This is a genomic window from Nonomuraea sp. NPDC049646 (assembly GCF_044465525.1).
Classification (GTDB): Bacteria; Actinomycetota; Actinomycetes; order Streptosporangiales; family Streptosporangiaceae; genus Nonomuraea.
In genome coordinates this window covers 320,467-339,526 of record NZ_JBITLU010000004.1, presented here as the reverse complement: position 1 = coordinate 339,526, position 19,060 = coordinate 320,467, and the positions used below count along the sequence as shown (strand labels likewise).

Below are 19,060 nucleotides of genomic sequence, written 5' to 3'. Positions count from 1 at the left end.
AATGGACAGTGTGACCGAACGGGACGCACGCCTGCGCATCGCCGCCGAGCTGAGGATGTTCGTGCCCGTGAGCCGCCGTGGGGAGTGGCAGCGGGTGACCATCGACGGCACCTCCACGCTCGGCCATCACGTGGAGTCGCTCGGCATCCCGCTGACCGAGGCGGGCCCGATGCTGTCGGACGGCCGCGGCGTGGCCCCGTCCCACCTGCTCGCGCCGGGCGAGACGGTCGAGGTGCACCCGGTGCCCCGGCCGCAGCCGCTGCCCGCCGGGCCGCGGTTCCTGCTCGACGTGCACCTCGGCACGCTGGCCCGGCGGTTGCGGCTGCTCGGCGTGGACACCGCGTACCACAACGACATGGACGACCCGGCGCTGGTGGTGCAGGCCAACGAGGAGCGGCGGGTGCTGCTCACCCAGGACCGCGGCCTGCTGCGCCGCCGCGCGCTGTGGCTGGGCGCCTACGTCCGCGGCTCGCGCCCCGCCGACCAGCTCCGCGACGTGCTCGAACGCTTCGAGCCGCCGCTGGCCCCCTGGACGCGCTGCACGGCCTGCAACGGCGTGCTCGTGCCGGTGTCGAAGGACGAGGTCGGGCCGCTGCTGGAGGCCGGCACCCGGCGCAGCTACGACGCCTACGGCCGGTGCGGCGACTGCGGCCAGGTCTACTGGCAGGGCGCGCACAGCGACAACCTTGAGGAGATCGTGCAATCGGCGCGCATTTGGGCCAATAGCCGCTGATTCGCACTTTGAGAACGACCGTCAAGTTGATCTCAAAAACACCCTCGGCCGGGGGTTACGCGGACGATCAAGGGTATGAGCAGGGGAAACGGCATCACCCGATATCGGGTGCATACTGACACCCTTCCACCCCGTTGAGCAAAAGACTCCAATTCGACGTTTATCCGGAAAAATTCGGATTCGTCGCGTTTCCGCGCATCCATCTCGCGGCGCACGATCGGGGGAAATACCGCAAATGGCCAAGAATCGAAAGCTCGGCCGCGGCGCCGGGCCCGCTCCACGCGTATGGAGCGCCAGAAGGAAGTGGGCCACCGCCATTGTCGGCATGGCCACGACGCTGGTGGGCCTGCCCGGCGTCGTGGTGAAGTACAGCCAGGCGCAGAGCGAGCGGGAGACGCCCCGGCTCGCCATCACCGCGCCCGTCACCGGCCCCGGGGCCACCGCCTCGCCCTGCCCGCTGGTGAGAGGCACCGCCACGCTGCCCGAGGGCACGACCCTGCTGATCGGCGTACGCCGCACGACCGGCACGCCGCGCACCAGGCACACCCGCTTCTACCGCGTCGACCCCGTACGGGCCTCCGGCCAGTGGGACGTGCCCGTCTCGCTCGAAGGCGGCGACCCCGCCATGGCCGGGGAGTGGTACGCGATCACCGCGCTCACCGTGCCGACCGAGTGGGCCGACTTCCTGGAGAAGGTCGGCGGCACCCCGGGCGATCCGCTGATGTCCGCGTCCGCGATGCCGCCGCACGTGGGCGAGACGCCCTCCATAGAGGTCCAGCGGGACGCCGGTCCGGCCACCTGCTGAACCCCGCCGCGAACTACCGGGCGCGGTCGAACTCGCTCGCCTTCACGCCCGCCACGAACGCGTCCCACTCGGCGGGCGTGAAGAACAGCTTGGGCCCGTCGGGGTCCTTGGAGTCACGCACGACGACCAGCTCGGCCTGCCCGCCCTTGTGCGCAGGGCCGCCAGGAACGTTCTTGAGCTCGGCGATCTCGACGCAGTTGCCGCCGTTGTCGCCGGAAAAACTGGACTTCTGCCACTGGACACAGCTCAGGTCCATCGTTCCACCATGGCTTTCTTTATCGTTTCAAGGGACATGCTCAAGGGCAACGCCTCGGTACGGATGGCCTCGAACCGCTCCACGGCCGCCGAGACGTCCTCATGATCGCTCGTCGTGATGCCGCGCACCGCGGTTTCCGCGTACAACACCTCGGAGCCTCCGTCCAGGGTCGCGATCACGAAGCCGCCCGTCAAGCCGGAGTGCAGCCCGTGCGGGAGGACCTGGATGCTGAGCCGCGGGGTGACCGCGTCGAGCAGCCGCCGGAGCTGACCCTTCATCAGCTCCGGCCCGCCGATGGGCCGGAACAGCACCGCCTCGTCGATGACGCAGCGCAGCGACGGAGGGTCGTCGCGGGCAAGGATCGCCTGCCTCTCCATGCGCGCGGCCACCGCGGCCTCGTTGCCGCGCAGCAGGGCGCGGGCGTACTGCTCGGTCTGCAGGAGGCCGGGCACCAGGAGCGGCTCGTAGGTGCGCAGGGTGAGCGCCGCCTGCTCCTTCTCGTGCCACTTGCCGAACCAGGAGGGGAAGATCTGACCCTTGCGCCAGTCGAGCAGGCGGCGCAGGGCTCCGCCGGTGCCGAGGGCCTTGTCGCAGGCCTCGGCGAACTCGGGGCTGGCCGGGAGCTGACCGGTCTCGACGCCGCTGATCAGGCCCTCGCTGAAATGGATGCGCTCGGCGAGCTGCCCCTGTGTCAGGCCCGCCGCTTTTCGGTAGTGCCGCAACTCCCTGCCCCATATCGCCTGAGGCGCATAGAAGTCGGCCACCCTGCCCTCCCCTCGCCCGAGTTCAACGCCAACGGCACGGACTTCAAAGTCCACTCCTTGCAATCAGACCACTACCGACCGTAGTCATATGGCGTCACGCTGGCCACATGAAATCCGAAAGTCCCGCCGTGACGCTCGCCCACCGGCGGCCCCTGCCGGACACGGTCCTCGGCGAACGGCGGATGCCCCGGCAGCCCGGCTGCGTCTCCTCCGTGCGGCGGTTCGTCCGCGACGTCGCCAAGGATCACGAAGCGGCGGCGGCCGCCGTCGAGATCGCCCAGTTGCTCGTCTCGGAGCTGGCCACCAACGCGCTCACCCACGCCCCCTCGGCGGAACCCGTCCGGGTCGTGGTGGTCCGGGAGGGGCGGCTGCTGACCGTGGAGGTCCGCGACTCGTGCGCGGCACTCCCCCGGATGGGCCAGGCCGATCCGCTGGCCTGCCGGGGGCGGGGGCTGGCCATCGTCCACAGCCTGTCCCACGACTGGGGCTGGCACCCCGTGCCGCCCGGCAAGGCGGTCTGGTTCCAGGTCGTCGCCTGGGCGTCCTAGCGGCACACGTCGAACGGCTCGACCCCCGGCAGGTACGTCCGCCACTCCGCCGCCGTGAGCGCGCGGCCGGCGCGGGCGCACACGGTCGCGGCCACATGCCGCCGGTCGAGGTCGTGCGTACGGAAGGCGCCGTCGTCGTCCAGCGTGTACAGCTTTGTGCCGTCGGCCGAGAAGCCGAGCCAGGCGTTGTCGCCCGCCGACTCCGCCAGCGCGTCGAACACCACCCCGACGTACCGCCGCGAGGCCACGTCCCACAGGCGGATCCGCGGGCCCTTCTCGTACGTGGCGATCAGCCGCCCGTCGGGCGACCAGACCGGCAGCGCCAGCTGCTCCGCGCCCGGCACGCTGGGGAAGGCGCCGAGCATGGTCCGCAGGTCCCGGTCCCACAGCGTGATCCGGTCAGGATGCGAGAAGGCCACCTGGCGGCCGTCCGGGCTGTAGGCGAACGCGCCGCCGACCCGCCGGGCCTCGGCCCCCACCGGCAGCGCGGTCCCGCCCACCGGATCGTAGAGCCGCAGCTCGGGGCCGCCCATGAGGAGCCGCGAACCGTCCGGCGCGAAGCTCATGGGCCCGGCGCCCGTCACCTTCGTGGTCCGCGCCCACGAGCCCGCGAGGTCGTGCAGCTCCAGCGGCAGCGGCCCCTCGAACCTGGAGGGCAGCACGGCCAGGGTCCGGCCGCCGGGGTCGAAGGCGAGCGCGTCGGCCTTCTCCGCCCCCTTCCCGGCCAGCTCGAACGCCTGCGCCTCCCGCCCGCTCGCGACGTCGAGCACGCGGACGCGGTCGCCGTCGCCGTAGGCCAGCCGCCTGCCGTCCGCGCTGAAGGCCATCGCCGAGCCGTCGCCCTTCCAGGCGATCGGGCCGGCCAGGCGGCGGCGGGTCGCCGGGTCGAGCAGTTCGAGCCGTTCGTCCCGCTTGACGGCCAGGACCCGGCCGTCCTGGCTCATCCGCAGGTCGGGCAGCTCATCGCCGAGCCGGGGATCGAACAGCGTGGAGACATCGACGGTGGAGACGCCGCCCGCCGCGTCCAGCAGGCGCACGGCCTTGCCCGCCAGGTCGAAGCGGACCTGCGTGACGCCCTCCGGCACCGGGAGCACCAGAGTGGTCACCAGGCTGTCGCGCGGCCGCAGGACGAGCAGGTCAGCCGGTCGCCACGTGGCCACGTACCGGCCGTCGAAGACCAGGTCCGCGGCCTGCGCGTGCTCGCCTTCGAGCTCGTACTCGGAGGTGCCGGAGGGCAGCTCGTACAGGTGGACCTTGGGCTTGTCGTGGCGGGGCACGTCCTCGACGACCACGAGGGCGCGGCCGTCGTCGCTGAACCTCGCCTCGACGGAGGTGCCGGTGCCGGGCAGCGAGGGCAGGTCCAGCCGCCGGCGGCGGCCCAGGTCCCACACCTCGGACCGGTCCTCGCTGTCGGCGACGAAGCCGTAGCGGCCGTCGGGGCTGACGCCGTTGAGTATCGCGCCGCCGGGGGCGGTGAGGGGGGTGCGGGTGGCGACGTCCCACCATTGCTCGCCGTCGGAGCCGTACGGCACCGCGAGCCGGCGTCCTGTGCGGTCGAACTCCAGCGCCCCGAACCCGCCCGCCATGGTCGCGAACCGGCCGCCGAGCCGGCTGCCGGTGACGGCGTCCCACAGCCGCACGCCCTTGTCGTCCAGGGCGGCCAGCAGGCGGCCGTCGAGGCTCACGGCGACGTTCTGCACGCCCGCGCCGAGGCCGGCCAGCTCGTGCAGCTTCCGGCCGGTCGGGACGTCCCAGATGCGGGCGGTGCCGTCCGTCACGGAGGCCAGGACGTGGCCGTCCGTGCTGAGCGCCTGCACGCTCTCCGTGTCCACGTACGGCGCCACGAACACGTCGGTGACGTGCTGGGAGCCCGCGTCGTACAGCGCGCCCGCCGTCTCGACCAGCGCCGGGGCCAGCCGCCAGGCCGCCACGGACAGCAGCCCGGCCAGCGCGGGCTCCAGCTCGCGCAGCCCGGCGGCGCGCAGCGCCAGCTCCCTGGCCAGCGCCTCGTCCCGCTGCCGGGCCGACTCCCTGCGCAGGTACTCCGCCGCGCCGAGCCCGCCCAGCGCCACCACCAGCAGCACCGCCAGCACGGCCGCGAGCAGGCCGCGCCGCCGGGTGCGCCTGCGGGCCTGCCCGGCGGCGGCGTCCAGGAAGTCGCGCTCGCGTCTGGCCAGGGTGAGGTCCTTGCGTTCGGTGGCGGCCCACTGCAGCGTGCGGTCCAGGTTGGTGCCCTGGAGCAGGTCGGCGGGCTTGCGGCCGTGGCCGTCCCACTCAGCGGCGGCCTCGGCCAGGCGGCGGTGCACGGGCAGCCCCTCGCGGTTGCCCGCCAGCCAGTCGCGCAACCGCGGCCACGCCTGCACCAGGCCGGGGGCGGCCAGCTCGTACGCGTCACCGCCCGGCGTCAGGATGCCCGCCGAGACGAACACGGCGAGCATCGAGTCGACCGCCTTGTCCTCGGGCAGCTCCTCGCGCTCCACGGGACGCAGGCCGTCGCCGTCGAGCAGCCGCAGGAAGACCTCGGGCACGGCCGTCCGCTCGTCCTCGCTCAGCTCGCCGTAGAGCTCTTCGGCGATCGCCCCCAGATCGGGGCCGGCCTGCCCCCGCAGCTCCCCCGCCACGATCCCGCCACGGGCCAGGGGGTCGCCGGCGTCCCGGCGGGTGCCCTCGCCCAGCAGGCGCAGCAGCAGGTCACCGGCGGCGGGACGGACGGCGGGATCGCGGGCGGTGGCGGCCGACACCAGCGGGGCCAGGTCCTCCGGCAGCCCGGCGACGTCCGCCTCGAACTCCAGCACCCGGCCCACGACCGCCATCGGCTCGCCGGCCTCGACCGCGTCGCGCCCCCGCGCCGCGAACAGCACCACCATCCCCCACGCCCACACGTCGGCCGCCTCGGTGGCGGCGCGCCCGGTGAGCACCTCGGGCGCCATGTAGCCCGGCGTGCCCATGATCGGCCCGGTCGTGGTCGGCCCCGCCACCCTGGCCACGCCGAAGTCGATCACGCGGGGGCCGTCCGGGCCCAGGATGATGTTGTCCGGCTTGAGGTCGCGGTGGACGATCCCGGCCTGGTGGATGGCCGTCAGCGCGGTCGCGACGCCGATCGCCAGGCGGCGCAGCGCGTCCACCTCGTACGCCCCCGCCTCCGCGGCCACCTCCCGCAGGCTCGGCCCCGGGACGTACTCGCTGACGATGTACAGTGGCGCCTCGTCCACCTGCGCCTCGATCACCCTGGCCGTGCAGAACGAGGCCACCCGCTGGGCCGCCGCCGCCTCCTTGGCCAGCCTGGAGCGCGACTCCGGGCTGTCGGACCTGGGCACCTTGACCGCGACGCGCTCCCCGGCCTCGCCGTACGCCTCGTAGACCACGCCCTGGCCCCCGGCGCCGAGCCGTGCGGCCAGCCAGTAACGGCCCAAGCGGTGAGGGTCGGAGGAAATCAGGGCAGCCATCAGATGTGCCATTCTGATCGACATCTCCTCCGAAAAGGAAGGCCGCGTGGAATTCCGCATCATGGGCCCGCTCGAAGTCCGCGACGGCGGCCGGGATCGCACCCCCACGACCCCGAAGCACCGGGACCTGCTGGCGATGTTCCTGCTGAACGCGGGCCGCCCGCTGACCGTGGAACGGCTGCGCCGGCTGCTGTGGCCACGCGAGGGCGGCGACCGCTCCGACAGCCTCGTCCGCGGGTACGTGGGCCAGCTCCGCCAGCTCCTGGGCAAGGACGTGATCACGACCGTGTCCGGCTCGTACGTGCTGGCGATCGGCGCCCACCAGCTCGACGTCGACCGGTTCCGGCTGCTGGTCGAGCGCGGCTCGTACGAGGAGGCGCTGTCGCTGTGGCGCGGCCCCGCCCTGGACGACCTCGACCCCGAGGGCGAGCGGTGGGAGGAGACCCGGCGCCTGCGCGAGGAGCTGGAGGAGCTGCGCCTGCTCGCCCTGGAACGCCGCCTCCAGGCCGACCTCGACGCCGGCCGCCACCGCGAGCTGCTGGCCGAGCTGAAGCGGCTGACCAAACAGCACCCGCTGTGGCAGCGCTTCCGCGGCCAGTACATGCTGGCCCTCTACCGCAGCGGCCGCCGGGTCGACGCGCTGGCCGCGTACGCGGTGCTGCGCGACCAGCTCGACGGCGGCCACGCGATCGAGCCCGACCCCGAGCTGCAACTGCTCTACCACCGCATGCTCCACGACGACGTGTCGCTGCACGTCTCGGCGGGCCCCCCGGTGCTGCTGCCGCCGGACATCGCGAACTTCACCGGCCGCGCCGACCTGCTCGACCGGGTGGTCGGCGGCCACGTCGTCGTGCACGGCCAGGCCGGCGCGGGCAAGTCGGCCCTGGCCGTGCACGCCGCCTGGCGGGCCCGCGAGTCCTTCCCCGACGGCATCCTGTACGCCGACCTGCGCGAGACCACGGCCCCCTCGGCCGTCCTGGAGGACTTCCTGCGCTGGCTCGGCTGCCCGGCCCAGGCCATCCCGGCCGGGCTGGAGCAGCGCGAGCGCCTGTTCCGCACCTACACGGCCAACCGCCGCCTGCTGGTGCTGCTGGACAACGCCGCCGGCGAGGCCCAGGTGCGCCCGCTGCTGACGTCCTGCCCGACGGTCGTGACCAGCCGCTCGCCGCTGGGCGGCCTGACCGGCGCGACCCGGCTGTCGGTGGGCGTGCTCGACCGGGAGGAGGCCCTGGCCCTGCTCGTGGCCGGCTCCGGACGGCCCGCGGACGAGGCTCTGCACCGGCTGGCCCGCTTCTGCGGCGGCCTGCCGATCGCGCTGCGCATCGCCGCGTCCCGGCTGGCGGCCCGTCCGAACTGGACGGTGGACTACCTGGTGGGCCTCCTTGAGGACGAGCACAAGCGGCTCGACCTGCTGCACGCGGGCGACCAGACGGTCCGCAGCGTGTTCGCCATCGGCTACGAGGGGCTGCCCGAGCCGGCCAGGCGGACGTTACGCGGCCTCGGCGCCCTGTCGGCCCCCGACTTCGCCGACTGGCTCACCGACCGGCTCGGCGGCGGAGCCGAGGCCCTGGTGGACGCCGGTCTGCTGGAGACGCACGGCGTGGACGCGGCCGGCCAGATCCGCTACCGCATGCACGACCTGACCCGCTTGTTCGCGCGCGAGCAGCCGCTGCCGGGCGTGCTGGCCGAGGTGTCGGAGCTCGTCCTGGCCCGGGTGCGGGCCTCGCGCTTCTCGCTGGTGTCGGGCGACCCCGGCACGGCCGTGGCGACCAGGGACATCAGGGAGTCGGTCGAGTGGCTGGACGCCGAGCGGCCGTTCCTGGTGAGCCTGGTGGCCGACCTGCACGCCGCCGGGCTGGACGAGCCGTGCTGGCGGCTGGCGCACCTGCTGGGGCCGTACCTGGAGCGGCACCGCTTCCTCGACGACTGGCGGGCGGTCACGCAGCGGGCGCTGGAGTCGGCGCGGCGGGCCGGCGACGACCGGGGTGAGGCGCTCGTCCTGCTCAGCCAGGGCGACCTGCACCTGGCCGAGCGCGAATGGGACCTGGCCCACGAGAAGCTGCGGCTGGCGCTCGGCATGTTCCTGCGGCAGGGCCGCACCCGCGACGTCAACCAGACCCGGCGCCGCCTGGGCCGGGTGCACCTGGAGCGCGACCGGCTGGAGGAGGCCGAGCGGGCGCTGCTGGCCTGCCTGGAGGCGGCCGAGCACCAGCGGGACGCCGCCGACGCCGAGCAGGTGCTCGGCGCGGTGCTGCGCCGCGCGGGCCGGCTGGAGGAGGCCGCCGTCCACCTCCTGGCGGCCGTCGAGTATCTGACGGAGCTGGGCGACCGTCACCGGCAGGCCGACACCCTGCTCGACCTGGCCGCCGTACGGCTGGCGCAGGGCGCCAAACCCGATGCCAGGTCGGCCGCCGAACGTGCCAGGGGCATCGCCGTCCGGCTCGGCGACCGCCTGCTGGACGCGTACGCGCTGCTGGCCCTGGCGGGGGTCAACCGGGCCGAGGGTGCCGCCGGGCGCGCCCGGGAGCTGGCCACGGCCGCCCTGGAGGTCTTCGACGAGACCGGCGACCGCCGGGCCGCCGCCAACGCCCGTGCCTTCCTGTCCACCCCCTGACCCCGCACCCCGCCGCTCGGCACCCCGCTGGTCCGTCACCCGGGCCCCCGTCGCCCCCTCTCGACCCCTGCCCGCCGCGGCGGGTGTCCGGGTTGGTGACGAGTCCGTCGCGTCGGGTGGTGACGGCCGGGGGTCCGGCTTACAGTGATCGTGTGGCCGAAGACCTCAAGCCCGCCCGGACGACGTCCGCCCGCCGCGGCGCCGCGCTGGCCGTCGCCGTCGCGGCCGCCCTCCTGGTGCTCACCGCGATCATGCCCTGGGCCGGCGTCGAAGCCCGCAGCGACCTGATCGGCGCCGGCGTCTCCGACGACGTGCGCGGCGTCGACGTCAGCACGGGCCTCTACACGCTGCTCGCCGGGCTGGCCGCGCTGGCGCTCGGCGTCACGGGCCTGCTGGGCGGCCGGCCGCGCGTGGCGGCGCTGGCGGTGGTGCCGGGCGCGGTGGCCACGCTGCTGCTGGTGATGTTCGTCGCCGACCCGCAGCGCATCGGCGACCGGCTCTCCCTCGACCTGGGCGGGCTGCTGTCGGTCGAGCCGGTCATCAGGTTCGGCTGGTTCGCCGCGCTGGCCTGCTCGATCGCGGTCGTCGTGCTGTCCGTGCTGGCCCTGGCGCGCCGCGCGCGCTGACCGCCCGCCCAGCCCGGCGGCTCAGTCGAAGAAGCCGAGGCGGCGCAGCTGCTTGGGGTCGCGCTGCCAGTCCTTGGCCACGCTGATCCGCAGGTCGAGGTAGACCCGCGTGCCGAGCAGCGCCTCGATCTGCCGGCGGGCCTTGGTGCCCACCTCGCGCAGCCGCTCGCCCTTGTGCCCGATGACGATGGCCTTCTGGGAGGGCCGCTCGACGAACATGTGGGCGTAGACGTCGAGCAGGTCGTCGCGGCCCTCGCGGGGCAGCATCTCGTCGACGACCACGGCGATCGAGTGCGGCAGCTCGTCGCGCACGCCCTCCAGGGCCGCCTCCCTGATCAGCTCCCCCACCAGCACCTGCTCGGGCTCGTCGGTGAGCTGCCCGCCCTCGTACAGCGGCGGCGACTCGGGCAGGTGCTCGATCAGCACGTCGCCCAGCACGTCGAGCTGCTCGCCCGACTGGGCCGACACCGGCACGACCGCCGCGAACTCGGCCACCTGCGACACCGCGAGCAGCTGCTGGGCGACCTGCTCCCGGCTCGCCAGGTCGCACTTGGTCACCACGGCGATCACGGGCGTCTTCTTCACCGCCGCCAGCTTGTCGGCGATGAAGCGGTCGCCCTTGCCGATCGGCTCGTTGGCCGGCACGCAGAAGCCGATCACGTCGACCTCGGTGAGCGTGGACAGCACCAGGCTGTCCAGCCGCTCGCCGAGGAGGGTGCGCGGCCGGTGCAGGCCAGGCGTGTCCACGATGACGATCTGGGCGTCGGGGCGGTGCACGATGCCCCTGATGACCCGCCTGGTCGTCTGCGGCTTGGACGAGGTGATCGCCACCTTGGCGCCGACCAGGGCGTTCATCAATGTGGACTTGCCGACGTTCGGCCTTCCCACGAAGCAGGCGAATCCGGCGCGATGATTGTCTGGCGAAGTCACATTGTGCATTGTCGCTTATCAGCTGCCGTGTTCACGCCACCAGGCGAACGCGTCGGGCAGCGCCAGGGGTGTCCAGGCCGGCGTCTTCAGGCCGCCGGCCTCGTGCTCGGTCACCCACCGGTAGTCGTTGATCTCCTCGCCGTCGGGGGTCGGCGTGCCGGAGACGAGGGTGCAGGCGTACATGGCGATGACGTACGCCACCTCGTGGCCGTTGGGGTAGACCGTGCGGTACTCGGGGCCGCCGTAGACGCCGATCAGCCCGCGTACCTCGACCTCGACGGCCAGCTCTTCGCGCAGTTCCCTGACCACCGCGTCCTGCGGCCGTTCGCCTGGGTCGACGCCGCCGCCGGGCGTGGCCCACAGGCCGTCGTCGCCGTGCCGGGCCATCAGCACCCGCCCGGCGCGGTCGAAGACGCACCCGTTGACCGACGGCAGCATGAGCAGGTCGTTGCCGATCTTGGCGCGCAGCCGGGCCAGGAACGGCGACATGGCCACGTCAGGACCTCAGCGTGCCGTCGGGGCCGGCCACGAGCAGGGCCTTGACGCCCAGCTCGGCCGCGACCGCCTCGTCCGCCGGGTCGGGCTCGCCCGCCGTCACCAGCGCGACCGCCTCCAGCGAACGCGCGCCGCCGGAGACCGCCATGGCCACCGCGACCTGCACGGCCGACAGCGTCAGCGACGACAACGCGACGCCGGTCGCCGAGTACGTGCGGCCGGTCTCGTCGCGCACGGCGGCGCCCTCGGCGGCCTCGTTGCGGGCCCTGACCGCCCGCGCCAGGGTGATGATCTTGCTGTCTTCAGGATCGAGAGTCACGGGAACCAGGTTAGGCCGTGGACATCGACAGCAGGGCGGCGACCAGCTTCCTCGTCCGGTCCCGGTTCACGTCGCTCATGCCCGCGTGCACGACCGACACCAGCGTGTCGCCGTCCCGCGACAGCACGACGTCGAGGGCGTACGGGTAGCCGTTCAGCCGGCCGCGCAGCCGCGCCGCGGCGGCCTCGTCCCCGGAGCGGGCGGCGTCGCCGACGTCCAGCCTGCGGGCCCGCAGGGCGGTGCCGCCCGGCGTCCGGACCTCCCGGCACGACTCCAGGGCGTCGCTGAGGTCGTCGAAGCGCGCCTCGGCCTCGTCGCCGGCGTACCGGGCCAGTCCGACGGCGGCCCGCTCCCCCAGTCCGTCCCCCTGGTAGCTGACCGCGGCCTGGCCGGTGAGCCCCTCCTGGGGCGCGTGCCCGGCCGCCACGTCGAGCGCTGCCCGGCACGCCTGGTCCACCCGGCCGAACGGCACCCGCCAGGCCTGCTCGGGCCGTTGCGCGAAGCCGTCCGGCAGGCTCGGCCGCCTGGTGAGCACCTCACGGAGCTGGGCCATGGCCTGGGCGTCGACGACGGCCGCCATCTTCCCGTCCGCCCCGCCGCTGCCCGCGCAGCCCGCCAGGGTCGCGGCCAGCAGCCCGTACACGATGATCCGCGCTTTCATGATTCCCCCTGGACCGCAGCCTCCCCCCGCCACGAATGCGGCAATCTCCGCAGAGTTTCCACCAAACGCAAAAAGGGTGCCCTCGCCTGAGTTTTCAGACGAGAACACCCTTTACGCCGATCGACGTCCTGGCCGGCTAGCTGGCCGGAACGCCATCGTCCCCCCAGGAGCGTCCTCCGGCCGCGAACCCCACCCGGCGTTCGGACGCTTCCTCGTGACACCCACCGCACCGGGTGTCAGGTACGAGACTGCCGGACCCCGCTTGCAGACGACTTGTAGAACGCTTGCGACATCTCCCCGCAAAAGCGGTCAGTCACGTTCGGCGGCGGCCTGGACGTCGTCCTCCTCGGACGCCGCCACCCGGCGGACGACGACCGTGCTGATGCGGTTGCGCCGCCCGGCCAGGCTCTCGGCCGTCAGCTCCAGCCCCGCCACCTCCGCCTGCGACCCGGCGATCGGCACCCGGCCGAGCGCGTGGGCCAGCAGGCCGCCGACGGTCTCGACGTCGTCGACGTCGATCTCGGTGTCGAACAGCTCGCCCAGCTCGTCGACCGGCATGCGGGCGGTCACCCGCAGCGCGCCCTCGGACATGGTCTCCACGCGCGGGGCCTCCTGGTCGTACTCGTCGGTGATCTCGCCGACGATCTCCTCCAGGACGTCTTCGATGGTGACCAGGCCGGCGGTGCCGCCGTACTCGTCGATGACGATCGCGATGTGGATCTGCCGGGCCTGCATCTCGCGCATGAGCTGGTCGATGGGCTTGCTCTCCGGCACGTACGCGGCCGTCCGCATGATCGACTCGACCGTCTCCTTGCCGCCGCCCTCGCCCGACTCGTGGATCTTGCGGGCGATGTCCTTGAGGTAGGCGATGCCGATGACGTCGTCCTCGTTCTCGCCCACGACCGGGATGCGGGAGAAGCCGCTGCGCAGCGCGAGCGACAGCGCCTGGCTGATCGTCTTGCCGCGCTCGATGTAGACCATGTCGGTGCGGGGCACCATGACCTCGCGGACCAGCGTATCGCCCAGCTCGAAGACCGAGTGGATCATCTCGCGCTCGTCCGGCTCGATCACCCGGCGCTCCTCGGCCAGGTCGACCAGGTCGCGCAGCTCGGCCTCGGAGGTGAACGGGCCGTCGCGGAAGCCCTTGCCGGGGGTCAGGGCGTTGCCGAGCAGGATGAGCAGCTTGGGCAGCGGGCCGAAGATGCGGGTCAGGCCGTAGACGATCGGCGCCCCGGCCAGCGCGACCGGCTCGGCGTGCTGGCGCCCCAGAGTACGCGGCATGACACCGACGACGACGTAGCTGACCACGATCATGACGGCCGCGGCGGCCACGTAGGCCCAGCCCTGGTCGTGCATGAGGTCGATGAACAGCAGCGTGGCGATGACCGTCGCCACCAGCTCGCAGCTCAGGCGCAGCAGCAGGAGCAGGTTGAGGTAGCGGGGCGGGTCGGTGACGATGGCCTGGAGCCGGTCGGCCCCGCGCCGGCCCTCGCGGACGAACTCCTCCGCGCGCACCCTGGAGATGCGCGTCAGTGCCGTTTCCGCACTGGCGATCAGGCCACCGATGATCACAAGGGCGATGGCCCACAGCAACCAGGCGTTCACCGCGAGTCGCGCACCTCCTGCCAGGACTCGAGCATCTGGGCCTGCAGCCCGAACATCTCCTTGTGCTCCTCGGGCTCGGCGTGGTCGTAGCCGAGCAGGTGCAGGATGCCGTGGGTGCACAGCAGCTCCAGCTCGGCCTGGGCGCTGTGCCCGGCCTCCTTGGCCTGCCTGGCCGCCACCTGCGGGCAGAGCACCACGTCGCCGAGCAGCGCCGGGTCGGCCGGGCTCTCGCCGTCGCCGCGCGCGCCGCCGCCGGGACGCAGCTCGTCCATCGGGAAGGCCAGCACGTCGGTCGGGCCGGGCTCGCCCATCCACTTCTCGTGCAGCTCGGACATGGCGTCTTCGTCGACCACCACGATGGACAGCTCGGCGAGCGGGTTGATGCCCATCTCGCCGAGCACGTGGGTGGCCAGCGCGACGAGGTTCTCCTCGTCGACGCCGACGCCGGACTCGTTGTTGATCTCGATGCTCACGGGCGTCGTTTCCCCCGGTGGATGGCCTTCGGTTCCTGGGCGGCCTGGGTGGCGTCGTAGCGCCCGTAGGCGTCGACGATGTCGCTCACCAGCTTGTGGCGCACCACGTCGGCGCTGGACAGGCGGGCGAAGTGGATGTCGGGGATGCCCTCCAGGATGTCCTGGACGACCCGCAGCCCGCTCACCGTGCCCGAGGGCAGGTCGACCTGGGTCACGTCGCCGGTCACCACGATCTTGGAGTTGAACCCCAGCCGGGTCAGGAACATCTTCATCTGCTCGGCCGAGGAGTTCTGGGCCTCGTCGAGGATGATGAAGGCGTCGTTGAGGGTACGGCCGCGCATGTACGCCAGCGGCGCGACCTCGATCGTGCCCGCGGCCATCAGCTTCGGGATCGAGTCGGGGTCGACCATGTCGTGCAGCGCGTCGTAGAGCGGCCGCAGGTAGGGGTCGATCTTCTCGTAGAGGGTGCCGGGCAGGAAGCCGAGCCGCTCGCCCGCCTCGACCGCCGGCCTGGTCAGGATGATGCGGTTGACCCGCTTCTCCTGCAGCGCGCGCACGGCCTTGGCCATCGCCAGGTACGTCTTGCCGGTGCCCGCGGGCCCGATGCCGAACACGATCGTGTGCTGGTCGATCGCGTCGACGTAGCGCTTCTGGTTGACGGTCTTCGGCCTGATCGTGCGGCCGCGGGAGGACAGGATGTCGAGGGAGAGCACCTCGGCCGGACGGTCGGAGGTCATGCGCAGCATGGCGATGCTCCGCTCGACCGCGTCGGGCGTGAGCTCGCCCCCGCTGCGCAGCACCTCGACCAGCTCCTCGAACAGGCGCACGACCGCGCCGCTCTCGTCGGGGCTGCCGGTGACGGTGATCTCGTTGCCCCGCACGTGGATGTCGGCCCTGAAGGCGCCCTCGATGACGCGAAGCAGCTCGTCACGGGAGCCGAGGAGGCTGACCATCGGGTATTCGTCCGGAATCAGCACCTTGGCTTGAGTGCGCGAGGGAGGTGCCGTGCGTCGGGATTCATGTAGTTCGGACATGGGCAGGCCAGCGGCCTGATGCCTCCCGGTCTGTTCGGTGTTCTTCTCCGCCCATCGTATCCGGCACCAGGCTGATTGCTCGCGTCAATATCAGCCGGGCGGCCACGTGAGGTCACGCCCTCCGAGAACATGGGCGTGCACGTGGAAGACGGTCTGGCCGGCGCCGGCGCCGGTGTTGAACACGACGCGGTAGCCGCTCTCGGCCACCCCCTCCTGGACGGCGACGGCGTGCGCGGCCTTGAGCACGTCGTCGGCGAGCCCGTCGTCGGCGGCGGCCAGTGACGCCGCGTCGGGGTGGTGCGCGCGCGGGATGACCAGCACGTGCGTCGGGGCCTGCGGATTGATGTCGCGGAACGCCAGCGCCCTGGCGTTCTCGTAGACGACGTCGGCCGGAATTTCCTTGGCCACGATTTTGCAGAAGAGGCAGTCGCTCACGGCAGTACCCTATCGAGAGCGACCGTTCGGCAGTCCGTTGCGAATCGGTAATCCGTGGTGTCGTGCGCCCGAAGATCCGCGCGGTTAGGGTGAGTGTGCGACACTTCAGAGCAAAAAAGATGATTCAGGGTCGGGCGAGCGCCACCTGGCGAGGAACACGACTGGGTAATGCACCCTAAGGAACCGGGGAAACCTTCAGAACCGGAAGAGAGTAAACCCTCTGGGAAGGCCGCGCGTCCCACTGATGTGACCACCGAAACCCTTCTGGCCGACAGGTCGATGGGGGCGGTGCCGGTCGGGTGGGATGCCGACATGGCCGTGACCGCGCTCTACAGCGCGCACTTCCGGTCATTGGTGCGTCTCGCGGTGTTGCTGGTGCGTGACATGGCAACCGCCGAGGAAGTCGTGCAGGACGCGTTCGTCGCCATTCACGGCGCCTGGCGCAGACTCCGCGATCCCGACAAAGCACTCGCTTACCTGCGTCAGTCTGTCGTCAACCGGTCCCGTTCCGTGCTGCGTCACCGCGCGGTCGTCGAGAAGTACGCACCCAAGGGCCTGCCGGACGCCCCGAGCGCCGAGAACGGCGCGATCGGCGAGCTGGAACGCTCCGCCGTCATCGAGGCGTTACGCGCCCTGCCGACCCGACAGAGAGAAGCACTGGTTCTGCGTTATTACGGAGATCTGTCCGAAGCTGAGATCGCCCACGCCATGGGCATCAGCAAGGGCGCGGTCAAGAGCCACACCGCCCGTGGAATGGCCGCGTTGCGGTCCGTCCTGGAGAAGATGTCATGACCCAGCCCCCCGACGAGTACGGCGACGTCCTGCGCCGTGCGCTCCGCGCGGAGGCGGACGCGGTCGTGCCCTCGCCGGAAGGACTGCAGATCATCCGCGCCCGCATCGAGCGGCGCGGCGTCCGTAACCTGTTCTGGTGGCGTGCGGGCGCGGCGGCCGTCAGCGCCGTGCTGGTGGCGGGGACGATCGTGATGGTCGTTCCCGGGCTGCGCTCCCAGATCTTCGAGACGCCCGTCAAGGTGGTGGACAACTCGACCACCACGCCGGGCAACTCCTCGACCAGGCTGTCCACGCCGCCCAGGCCCGACAGCCACAGCGCCGAGCCGCCGCCCGTGGTGGTCGTGCCGCCCAGCCACAGCCAGACCCACCGGCCCTCGGAGACGGCCAGGTCGACCAGGCAGCCCACGCCGTCGCCGACGCCGTCCTCGACGCCCTGCCCGAGCGGCGAGCCCGCCGGCGACCAGGAGTGCCCCGAGATCACGCCGACCCCCACGCCGACGCCGACCGAGCCGACCGACACGCCGACGTCGTGCCCCTCCGACGAGTGCCCGCCGGACGACATGCCGACCGGCCCGAGCGACCTGAGCAGCCCGCTGGTGGACGTGCCGCACACGACGCCGTGAGAGCGCCCTGAGCCGGGCCTACCAGCGCCCGGTACGCGCGAGCAGCACGGACGCCGCCGCCACCCCCGCCGTGGAGGTGCGCAGCACGGTGGGCCCGAGCAGCACGGGCACCGCCTTGGCCGCGGCGAACCTGCGCAGCTCCTCCTCCGCGACGCCGCCCTCGGGCCCCACGACGACGACGATGTCGCCGCCGGGCGGCAGCGCCACCTTCGACAGCGGCTCGGCGGCCTCCTCGTGCAGCACGAGCCCCAGCGCCGCGTCGGCCAGCAGCCCCTCGACCTGGGCGGTGGAGGCCAGGTCGGCCACCTCGGGCAGGTGGAACCGGCGCGCCTGCTTGCCGGCCTCGCGGGCCGTGGCACGCCACCGGCCCAGCGCCTTGGCGATCTTGTCGCCCTTCCACTGCGTGATGCTGCGCGAGGCGGCCCAGGGCACGATCACGTCGACCCCCACCTCGGTCATCATCTCGACGGCCAGCTCGCCCCTGTCGCCCTTGGGCAGCCCCTGGACGACCACCAGCCGCCGCGCGGGCGGCTCGACGGTGTAGCGGGCCAGCACGTCGAGGGCGAGGGCGTCCTTGAACACCTCGCGCACCACGCACTCGGCGACGTCGCCCGCGCCGTTGGTCAGGTCGACCCGCTCGCCGGCGCGCAGCCGCCGCACGGAGGCCGCGTGCCGCCCCTCAGGGCCGTCGAGCGTGAGCTCGGAGCCGACGAGGTCCTCGGCGATGAACACGGGGACGGTCACGGGTGATCGTCACCTGCCGTTGAAGGCGTCACGCAGGCGGGAGAAGAAACCCTGCTGGCCGGGGGCGAACTTGCCCGGCGGCCGCTCCTCGCCGCGCAGCCTGGACAGCTCGCGCAGCAGGTCCTCCTGCGTCTGGTCGAGCCTCATCGGGGTCTCGACGTTGACGTGGATGAGCAGGTCGCCCCTGCCGGACTCGTTGAGCCGCTGCACGCCGCGCCCGTACATGGTGATGACCTGGCCGGACTGGGTGCCGGGGCGCACGTCGATCTCCTCGGAGCCGTCGAGCGTCTCGACGGCGAGGATGGTGCCGAGCGCGGCGGCCGTCATCGGGATCTGGACCGTGCAGTGGAGGTCGTCGCCGCGCCGCTCGAAGATCTCGTGCGCGCGCTCGACGATCTCCAGGAAGAGGTCTCCGGGCGGGCCGCCGCCGGGGCCGACCTCGCCCTCGCCGGCGAGCTGGATGTGGGTGCCGTCCTCGACGCCCGCGGGGATGCGGACCTTGATCGTACGGCGGGTGCGCACCCGGCCGTCGCCCGAGCACTCCTGGCAGGGGTGGCGGATGATGCTGCCGAAGCCGCCGCACTGGGGGCACGGCCGCGAGGTCATGACCTGGCCCAGGAACGAGCGGGTGACCTGGGAGATCTCGCCGCGCCCGTTGCACATGTCGCAGGCGTCGGGGTGGGTGCCGGGGGCCGCGCCGGCGCCGTGGCACACCTCGCACAGCACGGCGGTGTCCACGACCAGCTCGCGGGTGGTGCCGAACGCCGTCTCGCGCAGGTCGAGCTCGACCCGGATGGTGGCGTTGCGGCCCCTCCTGGCGCGCGAGCGCGGGCCGCGGGTGCCGCCCGCGGTGCCGAAGAAGGCGTCCATGATGTCGCTGAAGGGGAAACCCGCGCCGAAGCCGCCGGCGCCCGCGCCGGCGCCGGCTCCGCCGCCGAAGGGGTCGCCGCCCAGGTCGTACATCTGGCGCTTGTTCGGGTCGGACAGCACCTCGTAGGCCTGCGTGATCTCCTTGAACCGCTCCTGGGTCTCAGGATCGGGGTTCACGTCGGGGTGCAGCTCGCGGGCGAGGCGGCGGTAGGCCTTCTTGATCTCGTCCTGACTGGCGTCACGGCGCACCCCGAGGGTGGCGTAGTAGTCGCTGTTTGCCACTTATC

20 protein-coding genes are annotated in these 19,060 nt (G+C 72.6%); 7 read left to right on the top strand and 13 right to left on the bottom strand.

Annotated elements, in window-relative coordinates:
• The first annotated feature begins 1 nt into the window (after position 1).
• Both ACIBQ8_RS14040 and ACIBQ8_RS14035 read left to right on the top strand, forming a co-directional pair.
• The gene (locus ACIBQ8_RS14040; RefSeq protein ID WP_397175599.1) at positions 2-733 is read left to right on the top strand and encodes a Mut7-C RNAse domain-containing protein; all 732 of its coding nucleotides are present in this window, start codon (positions 2-4) and stop codon (positions 731-733) included.
• A gap of 325 nt (positions 734-1,058) precedes the next feature.
• Positions 1,059-1,538: a hypothetical protein gene (locus tag ACIBQ8_RS14035; RefSeq protein ID WP_397175597.1), complete on the top strand. Its 480-nt coding sequence runs from the start codon at positions 1,059-1,061 to the stop codon at positions 1,536-1,538.
• Between the two features lie 13 nt (positions 1,539-1,551).
• On the opposite strand, the gene ACIBQ8_RS14030 is transcribed toward ACIBQ8_RS14035, so the two are convergent.
• Both ACIBQ8_RS14030 and ACIBQ8_RS14025 read right to left on the bottom strand, forming a co-directional pair.
• A complete protein-coding gene (locus ACIBQ8_RS14030) occupies positions 1,552-1,794 on the bottom strand; it encodes a DUF397 domain-containing protein (protein ID WP_397175596.1) in 243 nt (80 codons plus the stop codon).
• Positions 1,785-2,558, bottom strand: a complete 774-nt coding sequence (locus tag ACIBQ8_RS14025) for a helix-turn-helix transcriptional regulator (protein ID WP_352352480.1) — start codon at positions 2,556-2,558, stop codon at positions 1,785-1,787. Before ACIBQ8_RS14025 ends, ACIBQ8_RS14030 begins: the two co-directional genes overlap by 10 nt.
• A gap of 107 nt (positions 2,559-2,665) precedes the next feature.
• Here ACIBQ8_RS14025 and ACIBQ8_RS14020 point away from each other — a divergent pair, with 107 nt between their 5' ends.
• Positions 2,666-3,106: an ATP-binding protein gene (locus ACIBQ8_RS14020; RefSeq protein ID WP_397175594.1), complete on the top strand. Its 441-nt coding sequence runs from the start codon at positions 2,666-2,668 to the stop codon at positions 3,104-3,106.
• Here the strand turns inward: ACIBQ8_RS14020 and ACIBQ8_RS14015 are convergent.
• Positions 3,103-6,519 carry a WD40 repeat domain-containing serine/threonine protein kinase gene (locus ACIBQ8_RS14015; protein WP_397192077.1) on the bottom strand — a complete coding sequence of 1,139 codons (3,417 nt, stop codon included), beginning with the start codon at positions 6,517-6,519 and terminating at the stop codon, positions 3,103-3,105. The genes ACIBQ8_RS14020 and ACIBQ8_RS14015 overlap by 4 nt on opposite strands.
• Positions 6,520-6,598: 79 nt before the next feature.
• On the opposite strand from ACIBQ8_RS14015, the gene ACIBQ8_RS14010 reads away from it, so the two are divergent.
• Together ACIBQ8_RS14010 and ACIBQ8_RS14005 are read left to right on the top strand one after the other, a co-directional pair.
• Positions 6,599-9,166: a BTAD domain-containing putative transcriptional regulator gene (locus ACIBQ8_RS14010; RefSeq protein ID WP_397192076.1), complete on the top strand. Its 2,568-nt coding sequence runs from the start codon at positions 6,599-6,601 to the stop codon at positions 9,164-9,166.
• A 152-nt stretch (positions 9,167-9,318) separates the two neighbouring features.
• Positions 9,319-9,792 (top strand): hypothetical protein, encoded by a 474-nt coding sequence (locus tag ACIBQ8_RS14005; RefSeq protein ID WP_397175588.1) that lies wholly within the window; start codon positions 9,319-9,321, stop codon positions 9,790-9,792.
• Between the two features lie 21 nt (positions 9,793-9,813).
• On the opposite strand, the gene era is transcribed toward ACIBQ8_RS14005, so the two are convergent.
• From era to ACIBQ8_RS13965, 8 genes are all read right to left on the bottom strand, one after another.
• Entirely contained in the window at positions 9,814-10,731 is a 918-nt protein-coding gene (era, locus tag ACIBQ8_RS14000; protein ID WP_397175587.1) for a GTPase Era, read from the bottom strand.
• Between the two features lie 9 nt (positions 10,732-10,740).
• Positions 10,741-11,211, bottom strand: coding sequence for an NUDIX domain-containing protein (locus ACIBQ8_RS13995; protein WP_397192245.1), 471 nt, complete (start codon positions 11,209-11,211; stop codon positions 10,741-10,743).
• A gap of 7 nt (positions 11,212-11,218) precedes the next feature.
• Positions 11,219-11,536 (bottom strand): cytidine deaminase, encoded by a 318-nt coding sequence (locus ACIBQ8_RS13990; protein WP_397175585.1) that lies wholly within the window; start codon positions 11,534-11,536, stop codon positions 11,219-11,221.
• A 10-nt stretch (positions 11,537-11,546) separates the two neighbouring features.
• Positions 11,547-12,197, bottom strand: a complete 651-nt coding sequence (locus ACIBQ8_RS13985) for a hypothetical protein (RefSeq protein WP_397175583.1) — start codon at positions 12,195-12,197, stop codon at positions 11,547-11,549.
• A 309-nt stretch (positions 12,198-12,506) separates the two neighbouring features.
• Complete coding sequence (locus ACIBQ8_RS13980) at positions 12,507-13,802, bottom strand: hemolysin family protein (RefSeq protein WP_397175582.1); 1,296 nt, start codon at positions 13,800-13,802, stop codon at positions 12,507-12,509.
• Positions 13,799-14,275, bottom strand: a complete 477-nt coding sequence (gene ybeY, locus ACIBQ8_RS13975; protein ID WP_352329052.1) for an rRNA maturation RNase YbeY — start codon at positions 14,273-14,275, stop codon at positions 13,799-13,801. Before ybeY ends, ACIBQ8_RS13980 begins: the two co-directional genes overlap by 4 nt.
• A complete protein-coding gene (locus ACIBQ8_RS13970) occupies positions 14,272-15,309 on the bottom strand; it encodes a PhoH family protein (protein WP_352352470.1) in 1,038 nt (345 codons plus the stop codon). Before ACIBQ8_RS13970 ends, ybeY begins: the two co-directional genes overlap by 4 nt.
• Before the next feature lie 90 nt (positions 15,310-15,399).
• Entirely contained in the window at positions 15,400-15,744 is a 345-nt protein-coding gene (locus tag ACIBQ8_RS13965; RefSeq protein ID WP_397175578.1) for a histidine triad nucleotide-binding protein, read from the bottom strand.
• Positions 15,745-16,023: 279 nt separating this feature from the next.
• Between ACIBQ8_RS13965 and ACIBQ8_RS13960 the strand changes: the two genes are divergently transcribed.
• Both ACIBQ8_RS13960 and ACIBQ8_RS13955 read left to right on the top strand, forming a co-directional pair.
• A complete protein-coding gene (locus tag ACIBQ8_RS13960) occupies positions 16,024-16,536 on the top strand; it encodes a SigE family RNA polymerase sigma factor (RefSeq protein WP_049573205.1) in 513 nt (170 codons plus the stop codon).
• The gene (locus ACIBQ8_RS13955; RefSeq protein ID WP_397175576.1) at positions 16,533-17,159 is read left to right on the top strand and encodes a hypothetical protein; all 627 of its coding nucleotides are present in this window, start codon (positions 16,533-16,535) and stop codon (positions 17,157-17,159) included. Before ACIBQ8_RS13960 ends, ACIBQ8_RS13955 begins: the two co-directional genes overlap by 4 nt.
• Before the next feature lie 18 nt (positions 17,160-17,177).
• On the opposite strand, the gene ACIBQ8_RS13950 is transcribed toward ACIBQ8_RS13955, so the two are convergent.
• Positions 17,178-17,903, bottom strand: coding sequence for a 16S rRNA (uracil(1498)-N(3))-methyltransferase (locus ACIBQ8_RS13950; protein WP_397175575.1), 726 nt, complete (start codon positions 17,901-17,903; stop codon positions 17,178-17,180).
• A 9-nt stretch (positions 17,904-17,912) separates the two neighbouring features.
• Positions 17,913-19,055, bottom strand: a complete 1,143-nt coding sequence (gene dnaJ / locus ACIBQ8_RS13945; protein ID WP_364339640.1) for a molecular chaperone DnaJ — start codon at positions 19,053-19,055, stop codon at positions 17,913-17,915.
• Between the last annotated feature and the right edge of the window lie 5 nt (positions 19,056-19,060).